This window comes from Mycolicibacterium vaccae NBRC 14118 = CIP 105934 (assembly GCF_001552715.1).
In the GTDB taxonomy this organism is placed as follows: Bacteria; Actinomycetota; Actinomycetes; order Mycobacteriales; family Mycobacteriaceae; genus Mycobacterium; species Mycobacterium vaccae.
The window spans coordinates 20398-46069 of sequence record NZ_BCRS01000024.1; the positions used below are offsets into that span (position 1 = coordinate 20398).

Sequence of the window (25672 nt, forward strand, 5' to 3'; positions counted from 1 at the left end):
CGCATCGTCCGCCGCCCGGAAACATCCGGGCCAGCAGGCAACTCTAGTTCACCCGCTGTTGGCTCAGCTGCGCCAGTTCTTCGATGACACCGCACAGATCGGGCATCCCGGTGGCGTTCATCGTCTGGATCGACCACGTGATCACGTCGGTCCCCTTGGCCACGTAGATGCTGCACGCGGCGTCGTCGTAGGCCTTGAAACCCTTGTTCCCGTCCACGGTCATCTCGGTCAGGGTGCGGCCGGCGCGCTCCTCCAGCCCCCGCTCGGTGTCCATGTCGGAGCCGCGGTACCACCAGGTCGAGATGCCCATGCCCGCGCCGATGCCGTCGGCCATGGTGTCCTCCTGCCAGAAGCAGCCGGCGTCGCTGACCACCGCGGGGGTGTACAGGTCCGGTCCGGCCACCGCGGCGATGTCGGCGTCGGTGATGCCGTTGCAGTCCACGCTCTCGAACCCCTCCCCCGACGTCGCGGAGCCCGCGCCGGGGGCCGGGCCGCCGGGGTCCTCGGTGCCCCCGCATCCGGCCAGCAGCGCGCCGAGGGCCAGCCCCACGCAGAGGCGGGCGGTGATGCGTGTGCTCACGTCACATGTCCGAGCGCAACGTCGCCGAGAGCAGCTTCGCGGCGTCGATGCAGGGATCCCCGGTGGACTGCCCGCGGTACTGCACCCACCAGCTCAACACACCCGATCCGGCCGCGGCGGTGGCCGAGCAGGCGGCCCCGGTGGTGTCCCGGCGTGCGGAGAACGCCTTGTGACGTTCCACCACCTCGTCGGTGACGGTGGCACCGCGCGCGGTGGCCAGCTGCCGTTCCCGCTGCAGGGTTCCGGTGTCGAACCACGAGAACGTGACGTCGACGGTCGCTGCATCGCCGGCACGCCGGGTCAGGATGTACTGGCAGACCGCGCCGCTGTAGGGGCGGGTGACCTCGTCGGCGCCGAGCATGGCCTGCACCGTGCTGTCGTCGAGCAGGCCGCAGCGGTCGTCGATGTAGCCGTAGCTGCGGTCGGGGCCCGCGGCGGCAGCGTCGGCGCGTTGCGCGGTGCCGCTGACGGTCTGCGCACAGCCTGCAACTGTCGCCGTCGCAGTGACCGCGACGGCGAGAACACGACCGACACCACGACCGATCCGGAGCATCGCCGCTCACGGTACTCGTGTCGGCGATACCCGACAGCGCGAGCGAACGACGTCGTAGGCTGCCGGGTGTGACTGCATCGGTGGTGGGACGAGTGTTCGCGGTGGGCGCATTGGCGGTCGGGGCCGCGCTGATGTCGGTGAACCCGGTCGCGCAGGCCGAGAACGGCGACACCCACATCACGGGGATCGGCGTCGTCCAGACCATCGACTGCAATAACGCCACGCTGATTGTTTTGGGCAACAACAACCAGATCAACGCGCTGGGCACCTGCTGGGCGGTCACCGTGCAGGGTTCGTCGAACGTCGTGGTCGCCGACAACGTCATCAACGACATCACGGTGTACGGCTGGGATCAGACGGTGTACTACAAGGACGGCGCACCGATCGTGTGGGACCGCGGCCGCGAGCTCGGGATGACAAACCGCATCGATCGGGTATCCGCCTAGGCATGACGCCTCGCCACCTCCGCCTGATCAGCTGTCTCGGTGCCGCCACGCTGGCGGTCTCGCTCACCGCGTGCGGTTCGACCGGCCAGGACACCGACAAGCCGACGGCGACGGCGGGCACCTCCGGTGCCCAGGTGGAGATCGGCAACACCATCAACTACGGGTCGTTCGGCACGACCGCCGAGATCGACTGCGCCGACGGCAAGTCGCTCAACGTCGGCGGCTCCAACAACACCCTCACCGTCAAGGGCACGTGCGCCAAAGCAAACATCGGCGGCGCCGACAACAAGATCTCGTTCGAGCGGGTCGACAGCGAACTGTCGGTGGTCGGGTTGAACAACACCGTCACCTACCGGGACGGCGACCCGAAGGTCAACGACACCGGCAGGAACAACGACATCACCAAGGGCTGACCGGTCTCACGCGACTGTGGGGCTTGTGCTCGCCTTTCGCCGAAATACCGTGCACAACACCCACAGTCGCGCGGGCAAGCCCGTCCGGAACTAGGCCTTCTGTCCGTGGCGCCCCGCGCCTGCGCTGAAACGCGCTGCGCCTTCCACGGATTCGGCAGCGACGCGCGACAGACTTCCGAACTCGACGTCCATGGCGTCGGCCTCGGACATCCCCCACTGGTTCAGCAGCGACATCCGGTCCGACCGCATGCACTGCTGCGGCCACTGCGCGAGTTCGGCCGCGAGCGCTTCGGCATGTTGGCGCGCTTGACCTTTCGGCACCACGCGGTTGGCCAGCCCGATGGCGTGGGCCTCGTCGGCGTCGACGGCGCGACCGGTCAGGATCAGGTCCATGGCCCGGCTGTGGCCGATCAGCCGCGGCAGCCGCACGGTGCCGCCGTCGATCAGCGGCACCCCCCAGCGGCGGCAGAAGACGCCCATCACGGCGTCCTGCTCGACGACGCGCAGATCGCACCACAGCGCCAACTCGAGGCCGCCGGCGACGGCGTACCCGCTGACCGCCGCGATCACCGGCTTGGACAGCACCATCCGACTCGGCCCCATCGGCGCGGGGCCGGTGCGGTGCACGGGATTGGACTGCGGCGTGCCGATCGACTTGAGATCCGCTCCCGCGCAGAATGTCCCGTTGTCTCCCCAGAGCACCGCCACCGAGGCCGAGTCGTCCTTGTCGAACGCGTCGAAAGCGGCATGGAGCTCCATCGCCGTGGGCCCGTCGACGGCGTTGCGCGCGTGCGGCCGGTCCAGGATGACCGTGGTCACCGCGCCGTTCTTCTCCACCCTGACCGTCACGTCGCCTCCATGAGTTCCACACCGTCACGCCGCGCGACCAGTTCGGCGGCGAAATCCTCGTAGGCGCGCCGCAGCGACGCACCGGGCCAGCCTGCGGGCAGCAGTTCGTCGGGCAGCACCGGATCCGTGAGCAGGTGACGCACCATCGCCGCCGCGACGACGAACCGGCCGGGCACGTCGCCGGCATCGGCCATCTGCGCCAGCAGTCCGTGCCCCGTCGCCGACCAGCCGGACAGGTCCCACAATCGGGCGGCCAGGTCTGCGGGGTCGTCGTCCCGGGCCGACAGGATCCGCACCCTGTCCGCGATCTCGTCCGGGAGCGCGACGGCCACGTTCGCCGGCCGCATCCAGACCCCTTCGCGCAGTTCGCCGAAGCGGTTGTCCTGGAGCATGTTTCGCAGTTGGGCGCGGGTCCTGGCGTCGGTTCCGACGCTGGTGATGACCACCGTGGTCCAGCTGCCGTCCCAGTCCGTCCGCCGCGGGGTGAGCGCGTCGTCCTGGCGACGCTGACGGGCGAGCAGCCGGTCCGAGAGCCGGTAGCCGTCCTCGGAGCGCACCAGATCCCCGGCGCCCACCATGCGGGTCAGTGCCACCCGGACCGTCGGCTCCCTGATGCCGAAATCACCGGTGAGCCGGACCAGCTCGGCCGCGGTGGCCCATGCCGGATGGGCGCCGAGCAGCACGCTGAGCACCACCGAGCGCGCCGTCATGCGCATGTCGTCACGCCTTGACGAGGGCACGCTCGATGACCGGCGCCAGGTCCAGGCCGGTGGGCAGGGTGCCGAACGCACCACCCCACTGCCCCCCGAGCCTGCTGGCCAGGAACGCCTCGGCGACGGCCGGGTGGCCGTGGCGCACCAGCAGTGAGCCCTGCAGCGCCAGCGCGATGTCCTCGGCGACCTGCCGGGCCCGGTACTGGATCGTCGCGAGGTCCTCCAGCTGCGGCCGCAGACTCCGCACGTGCGCGTCGAGGCGCGGGTCGTGGCCGTCGGTGACGGCCAGTTCGTCGAACAGCACGTCGACGCACTCGGGCCGGGTTGCCATGGCGCGCAGGGTGTCCAGTGCGCTGACGTTGCCCGAGCCCTCCCAGATCCCCATCAGCGGAGCCTCCCGGTACAGCCGGGGCATCCCGGAGTCCTCGACGTAGCCGTTGCCGCCCAGGCACTCCATCGCCTCGGCCGCGTGCGGGGTGGCCCGCTTGCACACCCAATACTTGGCGGCCGCCAGACCGATTCTGCGGAGCAGGGTTTCGCGTTCGTCACCGCGCACCGCGCGGTCGGTGGCGCCGGCCATCCGCATCGCCAGCATCGTCGCGGCCTCGGCCTCGACCGCGAGGTCGGCGAGCACGTTGCGCATCAGCGGCTGGTCGATCAGGTACGCGCCGAAGGCCTTCCGGTGCTGGGCGTGGTGGGCGGCCCGCATCACGCCGGTGCGCATGCTCGTCGCGCTGCCCAGCGTGCAGTCCAGGCGGGTCAGGTTCACCATCTCGATGATGGTCCGCACGCCCCGGCCCTCCTGCCCGACCAGCCACCCGGTGGCCCCGTCGTACTCGACCTCGCTGGAGGCGTTGGCGTGGTTGCCGAGCTTGTCCTTCAGCCGCTGCAGGAACATCCGGTTGCGGGTGCCGTCGGGCAGGATCCGCGGCAGGAAGAAGCAGCTCAGCCCGCCGGATTTCCCCCCGTCGCTTCGCTCGCCCCCGGAGGCCTGGGCCAGCACCAGGAAGACGTCGCACATCGGCGCGGAGGTGAACCATTTGTGCCCGCGCAACGACCAGGTGCCGTCGCCGTTCGGCGTGGCCTCGGTGGTGCCGGCGCGGACGTCGGAGCCGCCCTGCTTCTCCGTCATCGACATCCCGGCGGTGATGCCGGGCTTGGTGGTGGGCACCGCCAGTTCGGGGTCGTAGACGCGGCTGGTCAGCAGCGGTTCGTAGATCGCGGCGAGCTCCGGGTTGTGGCGCAGCGCGGGCACGACGGCGTAGGTCATCGAGATCGGGCAGAGATGGCCGGGCTCGGGCGTCCACACCGAGTTCTTCGCTGCGCGCACCACGTGGGAGCCGGGCCGGTCGTCGGCCCACGGCGCGGCGTGCAGGCCATGGCCGACGGCGACGTTCATCAGCTCGTGGTAGGCGGGGTCGTACTCGACCTCGTCGATGCGGTGGCCGGTGCGGTCGTGGGTGTGCAGCACCGGCCGGTGCCGGTCGGCGAGCTCGCCCCAGCGCTGCGCGGTGCGGCCGCCGGCCAGCCCGCCGAGCTGGGCGACCTCGTCGAGGCCCCACTCGCCGCCCTCGCGGATCAACGCCTCGGTCAGGACCGGCGCGGCGGCGGGGTTGAAGTCCTCCAGCGGCGGGACCTGGTTGGTGACGACGTGAGTGTCCGACATACCCGAAGTGTTACACCTGGCCCGACAATCGCACAATACCTGTAATGCCCCGCGGCACCGCATACTTCTTCCCATGCGCCCGAACTCCGTCACGCACGCGGCCACCCTTGCCCTCAGCCACGAACCGGTGCCCGCCGATCAGGTCGTCACCGGCGCCCCCACCACCGGGGTGCAGACGCTCACCGAGTTCGCCGGCGTAGACGTGGGCGTGTGGGAGATGAGCGTCGGCGGCATGCGCGACGTCGAGGTCGACGAGGTGTTCGTGGTGCTCAGCGGTTCAGCGCGGGTCGAGTTCGCGGATGGGAGCCCAGGACTGGACCTCGGCAGCGGCGACGTCGTCCGACTCGCCGCGGGCACCCACACGGTTTGGACCGTCACCGAGCCGCTGCGCAAGGTCTATCTCAGCGCCGGCTGAGACCCGGGCACGTCGCCGGGCGTCATAGCGGCGCAGCACGTACACGGCGGCCGCCGCCAGCGCCCAGCCGAGCAGGATGTCCACCACGTAATGCTCGGCGGTGTAGACCAACGTGAACGCCATCACCAGGACATAGGCGATCAGCACCGGATGCCATCGCCGGCTCAACCGGACCCACAGGAAAGCCGCGATCGCCGCGGTCATCCCCGCATGCAGTGACGGGATGGCGGCCACCAGGTTCACGCTGGCCTGTCCCTGGTCGATGAGCGCGCTGGCCGAGTGCAGGTTCAACTTGCCCCAGCCACGGCCGACGATCCGCTCGATCCACTGGTTCGCGCCGTCCTGGCTGAACTGCATCGCGCCCAGCACACCGCCGTCGGGTACACCGCGGGCCGAGCCGAACATGCACCGCGGACCGGACGGGCCGCCTGCCACGTCGGCCGGCGTGCAGCGCGCCGCGGCCCACGGCGGCGCGGCGGGCAGCAGCACGTAGACGATCAGCGCCGCGAAGTTCAGGCCGACGAACAACCGTACGAACGCCTTCCACTCCGCGCGGTTACGCAGCCACAGCACCCCGGCGATCACGTACGGGAGGATGAAGAACGACATGTAGACGGTGCTGATGCCGATCTCCCACCACGGCGGAGTCGGTAGCTTCAACCGTTCCTGCAGCCACACCGTCGGCATCGTCCCGGCGAACAACCAGCGGTCGGCGTCGGCCTGCCAGTGCCACAGCGTGGGCCGGCCGACCATCGTGGCGGCGCCGCGGCTGAGGTCGTAGGCCAGCAGCACCAGCGCGAACGGCAGCCAGTCGCGGATCACGTAGAACATCCGGCGGCCCTGCCCGATGCTGGCGGCGAGCAGTCCGGTGCAGATGTAGAGCAGCAGCAGCTCGCGGTTGAACGCGAACCCGTCGTCGACGGTGCGCCACCCCACGACGACGGCCCAGGTGGCCACGGCCACCCAGCGCAGCACGGTCAGCCGGCGTACGCGCCGGTCGGTCGGGGGGGCACAGCCCGCAGGACCCGCAATCGACGGTGGATCGTCAATCGCGGACACGGAGGCCTTTCGACGAGGAAGCACCAGAATTCCGGTGCGAGCCTATTTAACCGCCTCGCCACCCGCAGTTCGGTAACTGTTCAGCGACAAATGCGCTGGCGGCGGCTCAGACGTGCTCCCGCAGGAAGGCGATGTCGTCCTTGCGGCCCTCGTCGGAGGTCTCGCAGATCACCGGCGCACCGGCGGCCTTGACCACCGCGACGAGCAGTTGGGGATCGATCTGGCCGGAACCGAAGTTGGCGTGCCGGTCGGCGCCCGAGCCGGCCGCGTCGCGCGAGTCGTTGCAGTGCACCAGGTCGATGCGTCCGGTGATGCCCTTGATCCGTTCCACCGCGTCGACGAGCGCCTCGCCGGCCGCCCAGGCGTGGCAGGTGTCCAGGCAGAAGCCGATCCCGGTGTCACCGATGCGGTCCCACAGCCGGGCGATGGTGTCGAAGTGCCGGGCCATCGCGTGGTCACCGCCCGCGGTGTTCTCCAGGTAGACCGGCACGTCCGTCTTCAGGCTGGCCAGCGCCTTGACCCAGCGCTCAAAGCCGGCCTCCATGTCGTTGTCGTCGGCGTGTCCGCCGTGCACGATCACCGCGGTGGCGCCGACCGCCGAGGCCGCGTCGCAGGTGTCCTGCAGGATCTTGCGTGACGGGATCCGCACCCGGTTGTTCGCCGACGCGACGTTGATCAGGTACGGCGCGTGCACGTAGATCGGGATGGTGGCCGCCTTGAGCACCTCGGCGTCCTCGCGGGGTGGCGGCTTCTTCCAGCTCTGCGGATTGCCGAGGAAGAACTGCACCACGTCGGCGCCGTCAGCCTGCGCCGCTGCCAGGGGGTCGTCTCCGTGGACATGCGAACCTATGAGCACGCCGCCGAGTCTAGGCCCGCGCCCCGACAGTCGCGTCATCGATCAGCCGGGCCGCCGCGGTCCTGGCGTGGAGCAGCGCAGCGGTGTCGTTGAGTGTCGTCGCCAGCGCCGTGGCGCCCTCGAACACCACCAGCAGCTGATTGCCCAGCGCATAGGGGTCCTCGGCGCCGGCCTCGGCCGCCACCGCGATGAGTCGCTCCTGAAAGCGCCGCTTGTGGGCCCGCACCAGGTCGTCCACCGCGGGCCAGGTGCCTGCCGACTCCACCGCGGCGTTGTGGAAGGGGCAACCGCGGAACCGGTCCACCGGGGGCGCGTCGAAGATCGCCAGCAGCCGTTCCCGCGGCGGGAGGTCGGCACGGTCCAGGGCTCGCTCCAGCGGGGTGCCGGTCCGGTCCAGGGCGCGCAGGTAGTCCTCCACCAGCTCCGCCTTGCCCGAGAAGTGTTGGTACAGGGTCCGTTTCGACACGTTGGCCTGCTGGATGACCGCTTCCACGCCGGTGGCGTTGATGCCGTCCCGGTAGAAGAGCCGGGCAGCGGCCGCGACGAGCCGCTCCCGTGCGCCCCGGCCCCCACCCGTGTTGCTCGAGTCGTTGACCACGTCCTGAAGTGTACCGACCGGTATGGCTTGACGATCACGGTTGCACAGGGTTTATAGTCCGATGTACACCGATCGGTGTACTTCTGCGCGATGAAGAGGAACACATGCGCCATCTCGTCATGACCCAGGTCGGCCCACCCGGGGAGTCGGTCGTGCTCACCGACAGCCCGCAGCCCGCGCCCCAGCAGGGCCAGGTGTCGGTCCGCATGGAGGCCGCCCCGATCAACCCGTCGGACCTGCTGCTGATCCAGGGCAGATACCTCGTCCGCCCGGCGCTGCCCGCCACCGTCGGGGCCGAAGGCGTCGGCATCGTGACGGACGTGGGACCGCAGGTGGACGACCGCATCATCGGCAAGCGCGTGATGCTGCTGCCCACCTACCGGACCGGCACCTGGGCGGAACAGGTCGTCGTGGCCCGTGCCGACGTCGTCGAGGCACCCGACGCCGACCCGCGGCAACTCGCGATGGTGACGATCAACCCGGCGACCGCCCACGTGCTGCTGGAGCGGACCGACCTCACCGCCGGGGACTGGATCGGCCAGACGGCGGCGAACTCCGCGGTGGGCCGCCTCGTGGTGGCGCTCGCGCGGCGCCGCGGTATCAGGACCCTCAACGTGGTGCGCCGCGACGACGTCGCCGCCGAGATCCGCGCAGCCGGCGGCGACGTCGTCCTCGTCAGCGGCCCGGACCTCGCGCACCGGATCGCCGACGAACTCGGCGACCGCCGCCTGCGCCTGGTGCTGGACCCGCTGGGGGCAGATCACGCAGCCGAACTGATCGGCGCACTCGACTTCGGCGGCACGGCGGTCACCTACGGCTCGCTCACCGGCGCACCGACCGGGCCGTCCACCCAGGCGTTGCTCTCCAGGGAGATCCGCTTCACCGGATTCTGGCTCGGCAACTGGTATGCCCGGACGCCCCCGCGTCAGGTCGCCGACACGCTGTCCTTCCTCGCCCGCCTCGTCGCCGACGGTGAACTGTCGGTCCCCGTCGAGGCCACCTACCGGCTCGACGAGCACCACAAGGCGTTCGCACACGCAGAGACGTCGCGCCGCGACGGCAAGGTGCTGTTCACCTTCGACTGACCCCTCCCCCCGGACCCAAGGAGCGACAGACATGACAGCCAACCCGATCCTGGTGACCGGCGCGACCGGCCGCCACGGCAGCACCGGCGAACACCTCGTGCGGCGCCTGATAGAAGAGGGTCGCGCCGTGCGCGTGCTGACCCGGGCACTCTCTGCGCGCACCGAGCGCCTCGCCGCGATGGGCGCCGAGATCGCCGTCGGCGATCTGCACGACCGGCGCACCCTCGTAACTGCCCTGACCGGAGTCGACCTCGCCTACTTCACCTATCCGATCGACGCCGGCGTCGTCACCGCCGCCGCCAACTACGCCGCCGCGGTCCGCGAGGTCCGACGCATGCCACGCACGGTCGTGATGTCGATGGGTCCCGCCCACCCCGCCAGCCCCAGCGATCTGGGACGCGCCCAGTGGCTGGCCGAGGAGATCCTGCAGTGGGCGGGCCTCGACGTGACCATCCTGCGCGTCGCCGCGTTGTTCCACGAGAACCTCGCGGTCCTGCACGGCAGATCCGTCGCCGCCCGGGGCGTCATCCGCAACTCCTTCGGCCACCGGGAGGTCGCCTGGATCAGCGGCGGCGACGCCGCCGAACTGGCGTTGACGGCCCTGCTGCAGCCCGACCGGTTTACCGAACCGGTGTTCCACGCGAAGGGATCCGAGACCCTCAGCCATACCGATATCGCCGCGCTGCTGGCCGAACTCACCGACCACGTCGTCCACTTCGAAGCCGTGTCCCAGGACGAATGGCGCCACGACCTCGAACAGTTGTCCCGGCACCCCGGTCAGGACGTGGTCAACCCGGCAATGGCGCAGCACATCTCGGCCGTCGGCCACATGGTCGCCACCCGAGGGCGCACCCTGCCCGCCGACCGCGCGCAACTGCGGAGCCTGATCGGCCGGGAACCGGTCACCGTGCGCGAATTCCTCGCGGCGAACCTCGCGCGATTCACCCCCGCTAGGACTGCGTGCTGACCACGAACGCCAGGTAGACCAGGTAGGCGGCGACCATGAAGCCGCCTTCGATGCGGCTGACCCGCCGGCCCGACAGGAAGATCGGGATACACACCACCGCGACGGCCACCATGATCGGGATGTCGATGCGGACCAGGCTGTCGGGCAGCAACAGGCCGCCGGCCGGCACCAGGCAGGTGAGGCCGAGGATGAGCAGGATGTTGTAGATGCTGCTGCCGATCAGGTTGCCGATCGCGATGTCGCGGTCGCCGCGGATGGTCGACACCACGGTCGTCACCAACTCGGGCGCCGAGGTCCCGATCGCCACCACGGTCAGCCCGATCAACGCATCGCTGACACCGAACCCGCGGGCCAGACCCACCGCGCCGTCGACCAGCCATTCGGCGCCGATCACTACGATCCCGATGCCGACCAGCGTCATCGTCAGATAGGCCGAGGTGCGCCGCCGGACCAGGATGGTCGCGGCGTCACCGTCGACCGCGTCGGCGGGATACTCCCCCGCGAACTCCTCGTTGATCTGCCACGACTCCCGCCGCGACGACCAGATCACCCCCGCGGTGTAGACGAACGCACAGACCACCAGGATCAGCCCGTCCACACGCGTCAACACCCCGTCGGCGGCCAGCAGCCACAGCAGCCCCGCGGCCAGCGCCATGATCGGCAACTCGAACCGGATGGTGCGCATCTGCAGCGCCAACGGGACCAGCAGTGCGCTCAACCCGAGGATGAGCAGCAGGTTCACGATGTTGGTGCCGGCGATGTTGCCGACCGCCAGCGCGCCGCTGCCCTCCCCCGCCGCGACCACCCCGACGGCCAGCTCGGGCAAGCTTGTGCCGATCGAGACCACGGTCAGGCCGATGACGATCGGGCTGATGCCCAACCGCCCGGCCAGCCCCACCCCGCCGCGCACCATCACTTCGGCACCCACGACCAGTGCGGCCAATCCCGCGAGGAACCAGAGAACGTTCGTCGTCATCATCAGTTTCAGATCAGATACAGAAGACCCAGATACGGAAAAGCCCCCGCCCCATCGGGGCGGGGGCTTCCCGTTGACTTACCGGTAGTCCGAGTAGCCGTAATCGTCCAGCGGCACCGCGGCGCCGGTGGCCTGGCCGAAGTCCGGGCTGTAGTACTGATCCTCGTAGGACGGGATCGTGTACGCCGCAGCGCGGGCTTCCTCGGTCGGCTGCACCTGGATGTTGCGGTACCGGTTGATGCCGGTGCCTGCCGGGATCAGCTTGCCGATGATCACGTTCTCCTTCAGACCCTGCAGCTTGTCGCTGCGGCAGTTGATCGCCGCATCGGTCAGCACGCGGGTGGTCTCCTGGAACGACGCCGCCGACAGCCACGAATCCGTGGCCAGCGATGCCTTCGTGATACCCATCAGCACCGGACGTCCGGCCGCGGGCTCGCCACCCTCGGCCACGACGCGACGGTTCTCGGTCTCGAACTCGCCACGCTCGGTCAGCGAGCCGGGCAGGAACTCCGTCGCACCCGAATCGATGATCGTGACGCGACGCAGCATCTGCCGGACGATGACCTCGATGTGCTTGTCGTGGATCGACACACCCTGGGCGCGGTAGACCTCCTGGACCTCCTTGACGAGGTGGATCTGCACCTCGCGGGGACCCTGGACGCGCAGCACCTCGTGCGGGTCGGCCGAACCTTCCAGCAGCTGCTGGCCGACGTCGACGTGGTCGCCGTCGGTCAGCAGACGCTCGGAGCCGTCGTCGTGCTTGAACACCTTCAGACGCTGACGACGCGAGAGCTTGTCGTACACGACCTCCTCGCCCCCGTCGTCGGGAACGATGGTGATCTTGTAGAACTTGTCGCTCTCCTCCAGCCGGACCCGGCCGGAGACGTCGGCGATCGGAGCCCGGTTGCGCGGGATACGCGCCTCGAACAGCTCCTGCACGCGGGGCAGACCACCGACGATGTCGGCACCGCCGGTGACACCACCCTGGTGGAAGGTACGCATCGTCAGCTGCGTGCCGGGCTCACCGATGGACTGCGCGGCCACGATGCCGACGGCCTCGCCGATGTCGACCAGCTTGCCGGTCGCCATCGAACGGCCGTAGCACATCGCGCACACGCCGGTGCCGGTGCCGCAGGTCAGCACGGAGCGGACCTTCACCTCGGTGATGCCGGCGGCCAGCAGCGCATCGATCGCCGGGTCACCGAGATCGTGCCCACGCTCGACGACGACGTTGCCGTTGGCGTCGACCGCGTCGCTGGCCAGCGTCCGCGCGTAGGCCGACGTCTCGATGTGCTGATCGCGCACCAAGGCCGCGTCTTTACCGGTGCCCTGCAGTTCGGCCAGCGTGACGGTGATGCCGCGCTCGGTCTCACAGTCGGTCTCGCGCACGATGACGTCCTGTGACACGTCGACCAGACGACGGGTCAGGTAACCCGAGTCGGCGGTACGAAGTGCGGTGTCCGCCAGGCCCTTACGGGCGCCGTGGGTGTTGATGAAGTACTCCAGCACCGTCAGACCCTCGCGGAACGAGGACTTGATCGGACGCGGGATGAACTCGCCCTTGGGGTTGGTCACCAGACCCTTCATGCCGGCCAGTGTCCGCGTCTGGGTGAAGTTACCCGTCGCACCCGAATCCACGATCGTGATGATCGGGTTGTCCTTCGGGTAGTGCGACCGCAGCGCCTGACCGACCTCTTCGGTCGCGTCCTGCCAGATCTTCACCAACGCTTCGTTGCGCTCGCCCTTGTTGAGCTTGCCGCGCTGGTACTGCTTCTCGATGCTGTCGGCTTCCGCCTCGTAGCGCTCGAGGATCTCGGTCTTCTCCGGCGGGACCAGCACGTCGGCCATCGACACGGTGACACCCGAACGGGTGGCCCAGTGGAACCCGGCGTCCTTGAGCTTGTCCACGGTCTGCGCGACCACGATCATCGGGTAGCGCTCGGCGAGATCGTTGATGATCGCCGCCTGGACCTTCTTGTGCATCTGCTTGTTGACGAACGGGTAGCCCCGCGGCAGCAGCTCGTTGAACAGCACACGGCCCAGGGTGGTCTCCGCCGTCCAGGCGTCGCCCATGTTCCAGCCGTCGGGGAACCGCTCGGCCTCGATGTCGGCCGGCGGACGCTGGGTGGTCAGCCGCACCTTGATCTTGGCGCGCACGCTCAGCGAACCGCGGTCCATGGCCATGATCGCCTCGGCCGGGCTGCTGTAGACGCCGGTCTCCGGGGTGTCCTTGGCGGCCGGGGTGTACTCGCCTGTGTCACCCGGGATCTCGGTGGTCAGGAAGAACAGACCGGTCACCATGTCCAGACGCGGCATGGCCAGCGGGCGGCCCGACGCGGGCGACAGGATGTTGTTCGAGGACAGCATCAGGATGCGGGCCTCGGCCTGCGCCTCCGCGGACAGCGGAAGGTGCACGGCCATCTGGTCGCCGTCGAAGTCGGCGTTGAACGCCTCACAGACCAGCGGGTGCAGCTGGATGGCCTTGCCCTCCACCAGCTGCGGCTCGAAGGCCTGGATACCGAGGCGGTGCAGGGTTGGTGCGCGGTTCAGCAGCACCGGGTGCTCCGAGATGACCTCTTCGAGGACATCCCACACCTGGGGACGCTGACGCTCCACCATCCGCTTGGCGCTCTTGATGTTCTGCGCGTGGTTCAGGTCGACCAGACGCTTCATCACGAACGGCTTGAACAGCTCGAGTGCCATCAGCTTGGGCAGACCACACTGGTGCAGCTTGAGCTGCGGGCCGACCACGATGACCGAACGGCCCGAGTAGTCGACGCGCTTACCGAGCAGGTTCTGACGGAAGCGGCCCTGCTTGCCCTTGAGCAGATCGGACAGCGACTTGAGCGGACGGTTGCCGGGCCCGGTGACGGGCCGGCCGCGACGGCCGTTGTCGAACAGCGCGTCCACCGACTCCTGAAGCATGCGCTTCTCGTTGTTGACGATGATCTCGGGCGCGCCGAGGTCGATCAGTCGCTTGAGCCGGTTGTTGCGGTTGATCACGCGGCGGTACAGGTCGTTGAGATCCGACGTCGCGAAACGACCACCGTCGAGCTGAACCATCGGGCGCAGCTCCGGCGGGATCACCGGAACAGCGTCGAGCACCATGCCCATCGGCGAGTTCCGGTTCGTCTGGAACGCGGCGACGACCTTGAGTCGCTTCAGCGCACGCAGCTTCTTCTGGCCCTTGCCGTTCTTGATGGTGTCGCGCAGCGACTCGGCCTCGGCGTCGATGTCGAAGGTCTCGATGAGCTTCTTGATCGACTCGGCACCCATGGCGCCTTCGAAGTACTCGCCGTAGCGGTCCTGCAGCTCGCGGTAGAGCAGCTCGTCCACGATCAGCTGCTTGGGAGCCAGCTTGGTGAACGTCGTCCAGATCTCGTCGAGCCGGTCCAGCTCACGCTGGGCCCGGTCGCGCAGCTGGCGCATCTCACGCTCGCCGCCGTCACGCACCTTGCGCTTGACGTCGCTCTTGGCGCCTTCGTCCTCGAGCTCCTTCATGTCGGCCTCGAGCTTCTGCGCCCGTGCCTCCAGGTCGGCGTCGCGCTGATCCTCGATCGCCTTACGCTCGACGGCCATCTCGGCTTCCAGCGTGGACAGCTCGTTGTGGCGCATCTCGTCGTTGACCGCGGTGATCACGTAGGCCGCGAAGTAGATGATCTTCTCGAGATCCTTCGGGGCCAGGTCGAGCAGGTAGCCCAACCGCGACGGCACGCCCTTGAAGTACCAGATGTGCGTGACGGGAGCGGCCAGCTCGATGTGGCCCATCCGCTCACGACGCACCTTGGCACGGGTCACCTCGACGCCGCAGCGCTCACAGATGATGCCCTTGAACCGGACGCGCTTGTACTTGCCGCAGTAGCACTCCCAGTCGCGAGTAGGTCCGAAGATCTTCTCGCAGAACAGGCCGTCCTTCTCTGGCTTGAGCGTGCGGTAGTTGATGGTCTCCGGCTTTTTGACCTCGCCGAAGGACCAGTTGCGGATGTCGTCCGCGGTCGCGAGACCGATGCGGAGTTCATCGAAGAAGTTGACGTCTAGCACGTAACTCCCTTTCCCCTTGCGGGACTAGAAAATTTTCGGGTCAACGGGCGAGATCTACGCGAGATCTTCCACGGAGGCGGATTCGTTGCGGGACAGGTTGATTCCGAGGTTGGCAGCAGCGCGCTCCAGGTCCTCGTCGTCGCCGTCACGCATCTCGATCGCCGCGCCGTCAGAAGACAACACCTCGACGTTGAGGCACAGCGACTGCAGCTCCTTGAGAAGCACCTTGAACGACTCCGGGATGCCCGGCTCGGGGATGTTCTCGCCCTTGACGATCGCCTCGTAAACCTTGACGCGGCCGACGGTGTCGTCGGACTTGATCGTCAGGAGCTCCTGCAGCGTGTACGCCGCGCCGTAGGCCTGCATGGCCCAGCACTCCATCTCACCGAACCGCTGACCACCGAACTGCGCCTTACCGCCCAGCGGCTGCTGGGTGATCATCGAGTACGGACCGGTGGAGCGAGCGTGGATCTTGTCGTCCACCAGGTGGTGCAGCTTCAGGATGTACATGTAGCCCACCGTCACCGGGTACGGGAACGGTTCGCCACTGCGGCCGTCGAACAGCACCGCCTTGCCGTCGGCGTTGACCATGGTCTCGCCGTCGCGGTTGGGCAGCGTCGCACCGAGCAGGCCGGTCAGCTCGCCTTCCTGCGCACCATCGAACACCGGGGTGGCCACGATGCTGTCCGGCGGAGCCGACAGCATGTGCTCGGGCAGCTTTGCCGCCCACTGCGGAACCTCGCCGGTCCCGTCCGCCACCTGAATGTTCCAGCCCGCCTTGGCAACCCACCCGAGGTGGGTCTCCAGGATCTGGCCGATGTTCATACGACGCGGCACACCGTGGGTGTTCAGGATGATGTCCACCGGGGTGCCGTCGGGCAGGAACGGCATGTCCTCGACCGGCAGGATCTTGCCGATGACGCCCTTGTTGCCGTGGCGTCCGGCGAGCTTGTCGCCGTCGGAGATCTTGCGCTTCTGGGCCACGTAGACGCGGACCAGCTCGTTGACACCGGCGGGCAGCTCGTCGTCGTCCTCGCGCGAGAACACGCGGATGCCGATGACCTTTCCGGACTCACCGTGAGGCACCTTCAGCGACGTGTCGCGGACCTCGCGGGCCTTCTCACCGAAGATGGCGCGCAGCAGGCGCTCCTCGGGGGTCAGCTCGGTCTCGCCCTTCGGGGTGACCTTGCCGACCAGGATGTCGCCGTCGCGGACCTCGGCGCCGATGCGGATGATGCCGCGCTCGTCGAGATCGGCCAGCACCTCATCGGAGACGTTCGGGATGTCCCGGGTGATCTCCTCGGCGCCCAACTTGGTGTCGCGGGCATCGATCTCGTGCTCCTCGATGTGAATCGAGGTGAGCACGTCCTCCTCCACCAGGCGGTTGGAGAGGATGATCGCGTCCTCGTAGTTGTGGCCCTCCCACGGCATGATCGCCACGAGCAGGTTCTTGCCCAGCGCCATCTCACCGTTCTCGGTGCACGGCCCGTCGGCGAGCACCTGGCCCGACTCGACCCGCTGCCCGGCGTCCACGATCGGGCGCTGGTTGGCGCACGTGCCGTGGTTGGAGCGCGCGAACTTGCGCATCCGGTAGGTGTGCCGGGTGCCGTCGTCGGCCATCACGGTGATGTAGTCGGCGGAGACCTCCTCGACCACACCGGCCTTTTCGGTCACGACCACGTCGCCGGCGTCGATCGCGGCGCGCAGTTCCATACCGGTGCCGACCAGCGGGGCCTCGCTGCGAACCAGCGGAACCGCCTGGCGCTGCATGTTGGCACCCATCAGGGCACGGTTGGCGTCGTCGTGCTCGAGGAACGGGATCATCGCCGTCGCGACCGACACCATCTGGCGCGGCGAGACGTCCATGTAGTCCACGTCGGTGGGGGCGACGTTCTCGACCTCGCCACCCTTACGGCGGACCATCACGCGTTCCTCGGTGAACCGGCCGTCCGCGTCCAGCGGCGAGTTGGCCTGCGCCACGACGTGGCGGTCCTCCTCGTCGGCGGTCAGGTAGTCGATCTGGTCGGTGACCACACCGTCGATGACCTTGCGGTACGGCGTCTCGATGAAGCCGAACGGGTTGACCCGGGCGTACACCGACAGCGAACCGATCAGGCCGATGTTCGGACCCTCGGGGGTCTCGATCGGGCACATGCGGCCGTAGTGGCTGGAGTGCACGTCGCGGACCTCGAGGCCGGCGCGCTCACGGGACAGACCGCCGGGGCCCAGCGCCGACAGGCGACGCTTGTGGGTCAGACCCGACAGCGGGTTGTTCTGGTCCATGAACTGCGACAGCTGGCTGGTGCCGAAGAATTCCTTGATCGCCGCCACGACGGGACGGATGTTGATCAGGGTCTGCGGAGTGATCGCCTCGACGTCCTGGGTGGTCATCCGCTCGCGGACGACACGCTCCATACGCGAGAGGCCGACGCGGATCTGGTTCTGGATCAGCTCACCGACCGTGCGCAGACGACGGTTACCGAAGTGGTCGATGTCGTCGACCTCGACGGGGACCTCGCTGCCGCCGGGGGCGGTCATCGTCTGGTCGCCCTGGTGCAGACGCACCAGGTACTCGATGGTCGCGACGACGTCCTCTTCGGTCAGCGTCGAGCTGGTGATCGGCTGGCCCAGATTGAGGCCGAGCTTCTTGTTGACCTTGTAGCGGCCCACGCGTGCGAGGTCGTAACGCTTCTCCTTGAAGAACAGGTTCTCCAGCAGGGTCTGCGCCGACTCCTTGGTGGGGGGCTCGCCCGGTCGCAGCTTCCGGTAGATGTCCAGCAGCGCCTCGTCGGTGCCTGCGGTGTTGTCCTTCTCCAGCGTGCTCATCATGATCTCGGAGAAGCCGAAGCGCTCCACGATCTGCTCGTTGGTCCAGCCGAGCGCCTTGAGCAGCACGGTGACAGGCTGACGGCGCTTGCGGTCGATGCGGACACCGACGGTGTCGCGCTTGTCGACGTCGAACTCCAGCCACGCGCCGCGGCCGGGAATGACCTTGACGCTGTGCAGCGTCTTCTCCGTCGACTTGTCGATCGACTCGTCGAAGTACACACCGGGGGAACGGACCAGCTGGCTCACCACGACACGCTCGGTGCCGTTGATGATGAAGGTGCCCTTCTCGGTCATCATCGGGAAGTCGCCCATGAAGACCGTCTGGCTCTTGATCTCACCGGTGTTGTTGTTGATGAACTCGGCCGTGACGAACAGCGGAGCCGCGTACGTCATGTCCTTGTCTTTGCACTCGTCAACCGGCGCCTTGACCTCGTCGAAACGCGGGTCGGAGAAGCTCAGCGACATCGAGCCCGAGAAGTCCTCGATCGGTGAGAGCTCCTCGAGGACCTCCTGCAGACCACCCTTGGGGTCCACGTCCCCGCGCTCGGCGGCGCGGCGGAACCAGTCCTCGGCCCCGATGAGCCACTCGAAGGATTCGGTCTGAACGTCGAGAAGCCCCGGAACCTCGAGCGGTTCGCGGAGCTTGGCAAAGGAAATTCTGTTTGGTGCTCCGGGAACGGAGTGGTTAGTGGTTGACTCGATCTGGCGGGACCCTGCCAAGATGCATCCTTCCAGCACCTAATGCGGCTCTTTCGACACCGGAGAAGCCGGTCCGTTTTTGCCGCGTTTCTGCGTCGGTTCGGCTGGCTACAACCAACCACCGGACGCACGGGCACGCGTCTAGATCGCTGAGCGGGGGCTCAGGCTAGGACCACATGACTAGTGCGGGTCGGAAAAAGCGAGGTGGGCAGGGCGCAGCCAGCGCAACGTCCAACGATAGCGCAGGACAGCCTATTCCTCAACCCTCGAGGCAGCACTGTGTGCTACGGAACTTCGGTCGCTGGCTGGCGGCCCTCACTGCTGTCATCCGTGCACACATTGCTGGGCAATAGATTGGCCCGGTTTCGCCGTTGCGTCAAGAGATGACGCGGTGTTTGTGGAGTTTTCTGTGAACACTTCGTCCGGCTCGACGGCGCAGGTGGCGAAGTTGATCCCGAACAGCAGGCGCGCCCCGAAGGTGAACAGCCAGTCGATGAACGTCTGACGCTCGGCCGGGCCCGGCAGAACGATGGCCGTCGCTGTTCCGCGGCTGGTCGCGACCGTGAGGGTGTCTCCCGGGGCGCCGTAGAAGCCCGATTCCGACGGCGGTGCGCCGGCGAACATGTCGTTGAGCCAGCCGGCGCTGATCTTCTCGGCGGCCTTGACGTTGGCGACCTTCGACCAGCCGGTGACGATGTTCAGCGCGGCCTGGATCAACGGATTGCCGCCGAGCATGGTGTCCGAGTGGGATCCGCCGACGAGCTGGACGCCGTTGAACTTCCCCGGACGCCACTGTTCCAGCGACGTGTTCGAGGTGCCGGACAGGTTCCAGTAATAGGACCGGCCGGCCAGGTTGTAGATCGGGAAGTCCTGCGGCAGCTTGCCCAGCGCCGCCGGGGTCACGTCGCCGAAGCCCACCCCGTCGAGCAGCACCACCCCGGCCAACCGGTCGAAGGCGCCGTTCTGTGTCATGTACCCCGCCGCGCCGGCGGCCAGCCCGCCACCGGCGGAGTGCCCGACCAACGCGACCTTCTGCACGCCGTCGAGCAGCGTGCCGCCATAGCCGGCGGCCAGCGCGCTCTGTGCCAGCGCGGCGTTGCCGTCCACGAACAGGCCGGCCACCGCTTTGTGCAGCGGTGAGCCGCCCACCCAGCAACCGTCGCAGGCCAGGAAGTTCGACGTCACCGACGTCGCGACGACGATGCTGTGCGTCGCCTCGGCCAGCCGGGCCGCGGTGTAGCTGTAAAACGCTCCCGAGGCCAGGAAGCCGTGCTGCAGGTAGATCAGGCGGGTGGGGACGTCCCCGGCCGGGACGTACCAGTCCGCGGGCACGTCGTAGCCGTCGCCGCAGTCGATCCGCAACGAGGAACTGCGCACGGTGACGGTGCTGCCCCACGGCAGCAGCGGCGGACCGCCCAGTACGCGGATCGCCGCGGAGTAGATGGTGAAGATGACCGTGCCGACGACGCTGAGCAACGTCTGCTTCCGGGGAGCGGTGGCCAGCTCCCGGCCGGGCTGCTCAAGCATCGTGGCCAGCTCGGTCTGATGGCTCTTGAGCGGCGCTGTCGCGGTGGTCTCGGTCCGGGCCTCGTCCTGGACCGGGGTTACCGCCTGGGGTTCCACCTCGGCCGGGAGTTCGGTGGCCGTGTCGACGTCCGCCTCGGGCGTTTCCTCGACGACAAACGCCTCGTCCTCGTCGGGGCCTTCCTCGACGACCGCCTCTTCTTCTTCTTCGGGGCCTTGCGCTTCTTCGGCGCCCCGGTCTTGGGCGCCCTCGTCTTCGGCGCCCTGTTCTTCTTCGGGGTCCGCTTCTTCGGCCGCGTCTTCGTCCGTCGCGTCTACTTCCGGCTCCGCGTCGTCGGCGGCCGGGGACTCGGCGGTGTCGTCGCTGTCGCCGGGTTCACCCGATTCCGGCTGGGCCGACTCCGAACTTGTCGACGCGTTGCCCGTCTCGGACTCGGTCGTCGCGGCCGCGACGCCAGCGCCGGCCAGCAGTGCGCCCGCCATCCCGGCGGCGATCGCCCCTGCCCCCACCAACTTCGCCAGCCGGTCGTCCATCGGTGACCCCTCCGTCGCAGCCGCGCAAAACGTATCGCGGTCGCCGGGGCACCGAAGTGATTTGCCGGAATCAGGCCACGGCGGTCGAACCCGGGCTCCGTCCCCCACCCCGCCCCGGCAGCGGATCGGTGCATACGGCGACGGTCGGGGTCACCGGGCAGACGTCGCGCGCGGTCGCGTACGCGGTCAGCCCAGGCGCGTCGACGGTCGACGGCGGATCCAGCCACAGACCGGTGACCAGGCCGACCGGTGACACCGCGGGCCGGTAGAGCCGATCGGTGTAGGTGCCGTCGAGCATGTCGTTGATCCAGCCCGCGGACAGGATCTCGTTGGCCTCCACATTCCACGGAGACGAGAACCCGGTGGCCAGATAGGCTATGAACTGCACCAGCCCGCTGGTGCTCTGCATGGAGTCGGAATGGTGTCCGCCACGGACCAGCACACCCGTGAACATGCCCGGCCTGACCTGATTGAGGCGTTGGCTGGCGTGCCCTCTGTTGTTCCATGCACCGGGGGTCGCGGCGAGGTTGTACACCGGGATCGAACGCGGGATCTTCGCCAGATCGGCCCTCAGCACCCCGTACTGGCCGGCGCCGTCGAGCATGACCACACCCGCGAGATCGCCGGCCAGGCCCCGCTCGACCATGTACCTCGCGGTGCCCGCGGCCAGACCTCCGCCTGCGGAGTGCCCGACCAACACCACACGCGTCGGCAGGGCGTTGCGCCACCCGGCCTGCCGGGCGCTGGCGGTGAGGGCCTCGCGATCGCCGGAGAACAGGTCGGCGATCGCGCGGTGCGTGGCGGGCAAGGTCAGCGGGAAGTTGTCGGTGTCGAAGACATTCCAGGTCAGCGTCGGCGCGACCACGATGCTGTGCGTCTTCTCGGCGAGATAGGCCGCGGTTGCGGTGTAGAACGACGCGCTCGCGAGCATGCCGTGCTGCAGGTAGATCAGGCCCTTCGGCGCGGTCTTGCCGGGCGGGAAGTACCAGTCGGCCGAGACGACGACACCGTTGCCCAGGTCCAGCGACGACCTCTCGACCCGGACCCGGCTGCCGAACGGCGCCCGGGCCGGTCCGGCGAGGAACTGCATCGTGCCGGTGTACCAGTTGTAGAACATCGTGCTGATGTCCTCGACGACGTCGAAGAGGTTGAACGCCGACGCGCCGGCCCAGGGTGAACTCGCGGCCGCGAGTTGGATGACGGCGGCGCCGTCGCGGGCCGACAGGTCGGTCTCGATGGAGTCGACGAGCGGTGACGGCGGCTCCGGTTCGGCCTCGGCTTCGGCTTCGGCCGGTCCGGTGGGCTCGCTGGGCTCGCTGATCGGGTCGGGGTCCGGCGTCGGCAGCGACTCCTCGGGCTCCGGCAGCGCGTGCCTGCCCGGCGTGGGCGCGGGAACCGCGGCCGAACCGGGCCACCCGTAGTCGGCATCCCCGCCGAGCTCATCGTCGGCAACGTCGTCGGCCTCTTCGGGGTCGTCGGCTCCCTCGTCACCTTCGGGCGCCCGCACGTCCTCGTCGCCGCCATTGTCCGGGTCGGTGCCCAGGTCGTCGTCCAGGTCGTCGTCCCGGTCGTCCCGGTCGTCTCCGGAATCGTCGTCAGCATCCCGGTCGGTGTCCCCGTCGGCGTCTTTGGCGGGTGACGTCGTTGTATCGGCGCCACCGCCATCGTCCGAACTGGTCGAGGCCGGTTTGTCCGCAGATCCCGAGCCTGTCGACGACCCGTCGTCCGCCGACGCCACCCCGGCACCGGCGAGCATCGCCGCCGAGAATCCCCCCGCCAGAACGCCTGCCCCCAGCCAGACTCGATAGCGGTCGACCATCACTCTCCCGTTGTCAGATATCACGCAGCGACACCACGGCCGGATCACCAAAACGGTTTTCAGACGCGGACACGCGATTCTGGCAAACTTTATAGCCGGATAGCTAATATTTACAAGAGGAAATTAACGTCGGCGCGTAGCGACGCCTCTCCGAAGCCACTCCCGGCGCAAATCCGCACGCAGCGGCACATGTGGGCACATCGATCGGTGCCACAGCGCAGGGACAGCAGATGTGAAACACCACCCGGCGCTGGCGCCGGGTGGTGTGACGAGATCAGAGTTGGCGAATCAGCGCTCGCCGGCGACCGGGATGCGCCCGGTCGGGGCGTCATCCTCGACCCGCTGCTGCGTGTCGTCGGGGTAATCCTGCGACGAGTAGCTGCTCTGGCGGTCGAGATCCTCGCGGATCGCGGACTGGGCGGCGGGCGGCAGGGTGTGCATGATCTCCCGCACGCGGGCCTGACGGCGAGCGACCGCCTTGCGCTCCGGCATACCCGGGGTTGCCTGCACCTGCGGCGGCACGCCCTCGATCTCCTCGGTACCACCATCGTGGTGACCGGCGTCCACCATGGCCTGCTCTTCGGCCATCGTCGACTCGTCCTTCTCCTCGGACATACCGATCGGACCGATGCGGCGACCGTTGAGGAACTGCTTGACCACCGGCTCGTCCGAGGTCAGCAGCACCTCGCGGGGGCCGAACATGACCAGGTGCTTGCGGAACAGCATGCCCATGTTGTCGGGCACCGTCCGCGCGATGTTGATGTTGTGCGTGACGATCAGGATCGTGCAGTCGATCTGCGCGTTGATGTCGATCAGCAGCTGCGAGAGGTAGGCGGTACGCACGGGGTCCAGACCGGAGTCCGGCTCGTCGCAGAGGATGATCTGCGGGTCCAGCACCAGCGACCGGGCCAGGCCGGCACGCTTGCGCATACCGCCGGAAATCTCGCCGGGGAACTTGTCCTCGTCACCGGCCAGACCCACGAGGTCCAGCTTCTCCATGACGACCTTGCGGATCTCGCTTTCCTTCTTCTTCGTGTGCTCACGAAGCGGGAACGCGGTGTTGTCGTACAGGCTCATCGAGCCGAAGAGTGCGCCGTCCTGGAACATCACGCCGAACAGCGTGCGGATCTCGTAGAGCTCCTTGGCCGAGCACTCGATGATGTTGGTGCCGTCGACGATGATCTTGCCGCGCTCCGGGCGCAGCAGACCGATCAGCGACTTCAGGAACACGGACTTGCCGGTACCGGACGGCCCGAGCAGAACGCTGACCTCTCCGGCGGGCAGATCGAAGGTCACGTCCTCCCAGATTCGCTGGGCTCCGAAGGACTTCGTCAGTCCCTCAACCTGAATGCCAATGCCCACGCGAATTCCTTCCGCCCAAAACTAAACGACAAGCCACAGGATCCCGCCCTGTGGCTTGAGTCACTGTAACCTACGCCGGTTCGCCGTAACACTCGGTCTGCCGACAAGGTCGACGACTTCGAGTCACAGACAACTGTGGGGCCGGCCCGTTTGCCAGGCCGACCCCACAGCGTTCAGATGTGGCGAATTACTTGACGGTGACCGTCGCGCCGGCAGCCTCGAGCTTGCCCTTGGCGTCCTCGGCGGCGTCCTTGTTGACCTTCTCCAGCAGCGGCTTGGGCGCGCTGTCGACCAGGTCCTTGGCTTCCTTGAGGCCCAGGCCGGAGACGATCTCGCGGACGACCTTGATGACGCCGATCTTCTTCTCGCCGGCGGACTCGAGGATGACGTCGAACTCCGACTGCTCCTCGGCGGCCTCGGCGGGGGCGCCTGCGGCGGGGCCGGCAGCGGCAACGGCGACCGGGGCCGCGGCGGTGACGTCGAAGGTCTCCTCGAACTGCTTCACGAACTCAGAGAGCTCGAGCAGGGTCATTTCCTTGAACGCGTCGAGCAGTTCGTCGGTGGAGAGCTTGGCCATGGTGATGGTCCTTCCTGATTACTTCGGTGGGGGGTTTGTTACGCGGCGGATTCGGAGTTTTCCGAACCGGCCTTCTTTTCCTGCAGAGCTGCGGCCAGGCGGGCGACCTGGGACGCGGGGGCTGCGAACAGCGCCGCGGCCTGGGACTGCTTCGCCTTGAGTGCGCCGGCCATCTTGGACAGCAGCACCTCGCGCGACTCGAGATCGGCGATCCGCTCGACCTCGGAGACGGTCAGCGCGCGACCGTCCATGTAGCCGCCCTTGACGACCAGTGCCTTGTTGTCCTTGGCGAACTTCTTGAGCGCCTTCGCGGCGTCGACGGGCTCGCCGTCGATGAACGCGATGGCGGTCGGGCCGGTGAAGAGCTCGTCGAGCCCCTCGATGCCCGCCTCCGCCGCGGCACGCTTCACCAAGGTGTTCTTGGCGACGGTGTAGGTCGTCGTCGAACCCAGCGACCTACGCAGCTCGGCAAGGTTGGACACCGTCAGGCCGCGGTACTCGGTGACGACGGTGGCCGTCGCCTCCTTGAACTTCTCGGCGATGTCGGCGACCGCGGTGGCCTTGTCAGCCTTGGCCATGCTTGCCTCCTCGTGATGGTTGGGATGTCCACCAACCGCAGGGCCCGAGAGGCGACTGAGAAGCCCGGAAAACACAAGCGCCCCGACACAGACAGGTCGGGGCGCACAGAGTACGTAACAGACGTACCAGCCTCGTCCTCCTGCGTGGGCCGCCGGATATCTGATGAGCCGCTTGCGCGAAGAACAACAGATGTGTCCGGACCTTCAACCGATTGCTCGGTGACCGACGGTCTTCGGTGGAACCGGACCAGGATAGCGTGCCGTGCCGCGATCAGCCAAAACGCGGGGGCCGCGCCAGCGCGGCCGCCCCGACCAGGCCCGCATCACCGCCGAGTTCGGCCGGCACCACCCGCAGCCCGCCCAGGAAGTCCAGCCCCGCGTACGAGGTCAGGGCCTCGCGCAGCGGATCGAACAGCAGGGCGCCGGCTTTGGCGACCCCGCCGCCGACAACGACGAGGTCGAGGTCGCACACCGCGGCCACCGACGCGATCGTGCGCGCCAGCGCGTCGGCGCCGCGACCGAACGCGCGCAGC

At 68.1% G+C, this 25672-nt stretch carries 21 protein-coding genes and 1 pseudogene; 5 read left to right on the top strand and 17 right to left on the bottom strand.

What is annotated here, in order from left to right:
- Window positions 1-43 precede the first annotated feature (43 nt).
- Together MVA01S_RS07195 and MVA01S_RS07200 are read right to left on the bottom strand one after the other, a co-directional pair.
- Window positions 44-580 carry a DUF3558 domain-containing protein gene (locus MVA01S_RS07195; RefSeq protein WP_003929604.1) on the bottom strand — a complete coding sequence of 179 codons (537 nt, stop codon included), beginning with the start codon at window positions 578-580 and terminating at the stop codon, window positions 44-46.
- Between the two features lies 1 nt (window position 581).
- Complete coding sequence (locus tag MVA01S_RS07200) at window positions 582-1133, bottom strand: DUF3558 domain-containing protein (protein ID WP_003929605.1); 552 nt, start codon at window positions 1131-1133, stop codon at window positions 582-584.
- 68 nt (window positions 1134-1201) lie between these two features.
- Between MVA01S_RS07200 and MVA01S_RS07205 the strand changes: the two genes are divergently transcribed.
- Complete coding sequence (locus MVA01S_RS07205; protein ID WP_040540710.1) at window positions 1202-1579, top strand: DUF3060 domain-containing protein; 378 nt, start codon at window positions 1202-1204, stop codon at window positions 1577-1579.
- A 2-nt stretch (window positions 1580-1581) separates the two neighbouring features.
- Window positions 1582-1992: a DUF3060 domain-containing protein gene (locus MVA01S_RS07210; protein WP_003929607.1), complete on the top strand. Its 411-nt coding sequence runs from the start codon at window positions 1582-1584 to the stop codon at window positions 1990-1992.
- Window positions 1993-2082: 90 nt separating this feature from the next.
- Here the strand turns inward: MVA01S_RS07210 and MVA01S_RS07215 are convergent, their stop codons facing one another.
- Genes MVA01S_RS07215 through MVA01S_RS07225 form a run of 3 tightly spaced genes read right to left on the bottom strand, consistent with a single transcriptional unit; the run spans window position 2083 to window position 5220 of the window.
- The gene (locus MVA01S_RS07215; RefSeq protein WP_003929608.1) at window positions 2083-2841 is read right to left on the bottom strand and encodes a crotonase/enoyl-CoA hydratase family protein; all 759 of its coding nucleotides are present in this window, start codon (window positions 2839-2841) and stop codon (window positions 2083-2085) included.
- Window positions 2838-3551 carry a PaaX family transcriptional regulator C-terminal domain-containing protein gene (locus tag MVA01S_RS07220; RefSeq protein ID WP_003929609.1) on the bottom strand — a complete coding sequence of 238 codons (714 nt, stop codon included), beginning with the start codon at window positions 3549-3551 and terminating at the stop codon, window positions 2838-2840. Before MVA01S_RS07220 ends, MVA01S_RS07215 begins: the two co-directional genes overlap by 4 nt.
- Before the next feature lie 10 nt (window positions 3552-3561).
- Window positions 3562-5220: an acyl-CoA dehydrogenase family protein gene (locus tag MVA01S_RS07225; RefSeq protein ID WP_003929610.1), complete on the bottom strand. Its 1659-nt coding sequence runs from the start codon at window positions 5218-5220 to the stop codon at window positions 3562-3564.
- 73 nt (window positions 5221-5293) lie between these two features.
- Between MVA01S_RS07225 and MVA01S_RS31905 the strand changes: the two are divergent.
- A pseudogene (locus MVA01S_RS31905) lies at window positions 5294-5560 on the top strand (cupin domain-containing protein); the annotation flags it as partial.
- On the opposite strand, the gene MVA01S_RS07230 reads toward MVA01S_RS31905, so the two are convergent.
- The 3 genes from MVA01S_RS07230 to MVA01S_RS07240 form a co-directional block, all read right to left on the bottom strand.
- On the bottom strand, window positions 5498-6694 hold the full coding sequence (locus tag MVA01S_RS07230; protein WP_060941564.1) for a phosphatase PAP2 family protein: 1197 nt from the start codon (window positions 6692-6694) through the stop codon (window positions 5498-5500). The pseudogene MVA01S_RS31905 and the gene MVA01S_RS07230 sit on opposite strands and share 63 nt — an antisense overlap.
- A 106-nt stretch (window positions 6695-6800) precedes the next feature.
- Window positions 6801-7550 carry a deoxyribonuclease IV gene (locus tag MVA01S_RS07235; protein ID WP_003929614.1) on the bottom strand — a complete coding sequence of 250 codons (750 nt, stop codon included), beginning with the start codon at window positions 7548-7550 and terminating at the stop codon, window positions 6801-6803.
- Window positions 7551-7560: 10 nt separating this feature from the next.
- Window positions 7561-8148 (bottom strand): TetR/AcrR family transcriptional regulator, encoded by a 588-nt coding sequence (locus MVA01S_RS07240; protein ID WP_003929615.1) that lies wholly within the window; start codon window positions 8146-8148, stop codon window positions 7561-7563.
- A gap of 104 nt (window positions 8149-8252) precedes the next feature.
- Here MVA01S_RS07240 and MVA01S_RS07245 point away from each other — a divergent pair, with 104 nt between their 5' ends.
- Both MVA01S_RS07245 and MVA01S_RS07250 read left to right on the top strand, forming a co-directional pair.
- On the top strand, window positions 8253-9233 hold the full coding sequence (locus MVA01S_RS07245; protein ID WP_003929616.1) for a zinc-dependent alcohol dehydrogenase family protein: 981 nt from the start codon (window positions 8253-8255) through the stop codon (window positions 9231-9233).
- A gap of 31 nt (window positions 9234-9264) precedes the next feature.
- Window positions 9265-10200: an NmrA family NAD(P)-binding protein gene (locus MVA01S_RS07250; RefSeq protein WP_003929617.1), complete on the top strand. Its 936-nt coding sequence runs from the start codon at window positions 9265-9267 to the stop codon at window positions 10198-10200.
- On the opposite strand, the gene MVA01S_RS07255 is transcribed toward MVA01S_RS07250, so the two are convergent.
- The 9 genes from MVA01S_RS07255 to MVA01S_RS07295 form a co-directional block, all read right to left on the bottom strand.
- Entirely contained in the window at window positions 10184-11176 is a 993-nt protein-coding gene (locus MVA01S_RS07255; protein WP_040540775.1) for a calcium/sodium antiporter, read from the bottom strand. The two genes, MVA01S_RS07250 and MVA01S_RS07255, sit on opposite strands and share 17 nt — an antisense overlap.
- A 78-nt stretch (window positions 11177-11254) precedes the next feature.
- On the bottom strand, window positions 11255-15217 hold the full coding sequence (locus tag MVA01S_RS07260; RefSeq protein ID WP_003929619.1) for a DNA-directed RNA polymerase subunit beta': 3963 nt from the start codon (window positions 15215-15217) through the stop codon (window positions 11255-11257).
- A 54-nt stretch (window positions 15218-15271) separates the two neighbouring features.
- On the bottom strand, window positions 15272-18784 hold the full coding sequence (gene rpoB, locus MVA01S_RS07265; RefSeq protein WP_040540714.1) for a DNA-directed RNA polymerase subunit beta: 3513 nt from the start codon (window positions 18782-18784) through the stop codon (window positions 15272-15274).
- Between the two features lie 285 nt (window positions 18785-19069).
- Window positions 19070-20803: a hypothetical protein gene (locus tag MVA01S_RS07270; RefSeq protein WP_003929621.1), complete on the bottom strand. Its 1734-nt coding sequence runs from the start codon at window positions 20801-20803 to the stop codon at window positions 19070-19072.
- A gap of 70 nt (window positions 20804-20873) precedes the next feature.
- Complete coding sequence (locus MVA01S_RS07275; protein ID WP_003929622.1) at window positions 20874-22622, bottom strand: ICP22 family protein; 1749 nt, start codon at window positions 22620-22622, stop codon at window positions 20874-20876.
- A 288-nt stretch (window positions 22623-22910) separates the two neighbouring features.
- Window positions 22911-23984 carry an ABC transporter ATP-binding protein gene (locus tag MVA01S_RS07280; protein ID WP_003929623.1) on the bottom strand — a complete coding sequence of 358 codons (1074 nt, stop codon included), beginning with the start codon at window positions 23982-23984 and terminating at the stop codon, window positions 22911-22913.
- A gap of 187 nt (window positions 23985-24171) precedes the next feature.
- Window positions 24172-24561 carry a 50S ribosomal protein L7/L12 gene (rplL, locus tag MVA01S_RS07285; protein WP_003929624.1) on the bottom strand — a complete coding sequence of 130 codons (390 nt, stop codon included), beginning with the start codon at window positions 24559-24561 and terminating at the stop codon, window positions 24172-24174.
- Window positions 24562-24599: 38 nt separating this feature from the next.
- The gene (gene rplJ / locus MVA01S_RS07290; protein WP_003929625.1) at window positions 24600-25139 is read right to left on the bottom strand and encodes a 50S ribosomal protein L10; all 540 of its coding nucleotides are present in this window, start codon (window positions 25137-25139) and stop codon (window positions 24600-24602) included.
- A gap of 271 nt (window positions 25140-25410) precedes the next feature.
- Window positions 25411-25672, bottom strand: a 262-nt coding sequence (locus MVA01S_RS07295) for an ROK family protein (protein WP_159426305.1), incomplete at its 5' end; no start/stop codon positions are given.

Coding starts and splice junctions, on each gene's coding strand:
- MVA01S_RS07200 (WP_003929605.1), bottom strand. CDS start 1,133: ATGCTCCGGATCGGTCGTGGTGTCGGTCGTGTTCTCGCCGTCGCGGTC.
- MVA01S_RS07210 (WP_003929607.1), top strand. CDS start 1,582: ATGACGCCTCGCCACCTCCGCCTGATCAGCTGTCTCGGTGCCGCCACG.
- MVA01S_RS07220 (WP_003929609.1), bottom strand. CDS start 3,551: ATGACGGCGCGCTCGGTGGTGCTCAGCGTGCTGCTCGGCGCCCATCCG.
- MVA01S_RS07225 (WP_003929610.1), bottom strand. CDS start 5,220: ATGTCGGACACTCACGTCGTCACCAACCAGGTCCCGCCGCTGGAGGAC.
- MVA01S_RS07245 (WP_003929616.1), top strand. CDS start 8,253: ATGCGCCATCTCGTCATGACCCAGGTCGGCCCACCCGGGGAGTCGGTC.
- MVA01S_RS07250 (WP_003929617.1), top strand. CDS start 9,265: ATGACAGCCAACCCGATCCTGGTGACCGGCGCGACCGGCCGCCACGGC.
- MVA01S_RS07255 (WP_040540775.1), bottom strand. CDS start 11,176: ATGACGACGAACGTTCTCTGGTTCCTCGCGGGATTGGCCGCACTGGTC.
- MVA01S_RS07270 (WP_003929621.1), bottom strand. CDS start 20,803: ATGGACGACCGGCTGGCGAAGTTGGTGGGGGCAGGGGCGATCGCCGCC.
- MVA01S_RS07275 (WP_003929622.1), bottom strand. CDS start 22,622: ATGGTCGACCGCTATCGAGTCTGGCTGGGGGCAGGCGTTCTGGCGGGG.
- rplL (WP_003929624.1), bottom strand. CDS start 24,561: ATGGCCAAGCTCTCCACCGACGAACTGCTCGACGCGTTCAAGGAAATG.
- rplJ (WP_003929625.1), bottom strand. CDS start 25,139: ATGGCCAAGGCTGACAAGGCCACCGCGGTCGCCGACATCGCCGAGAAG.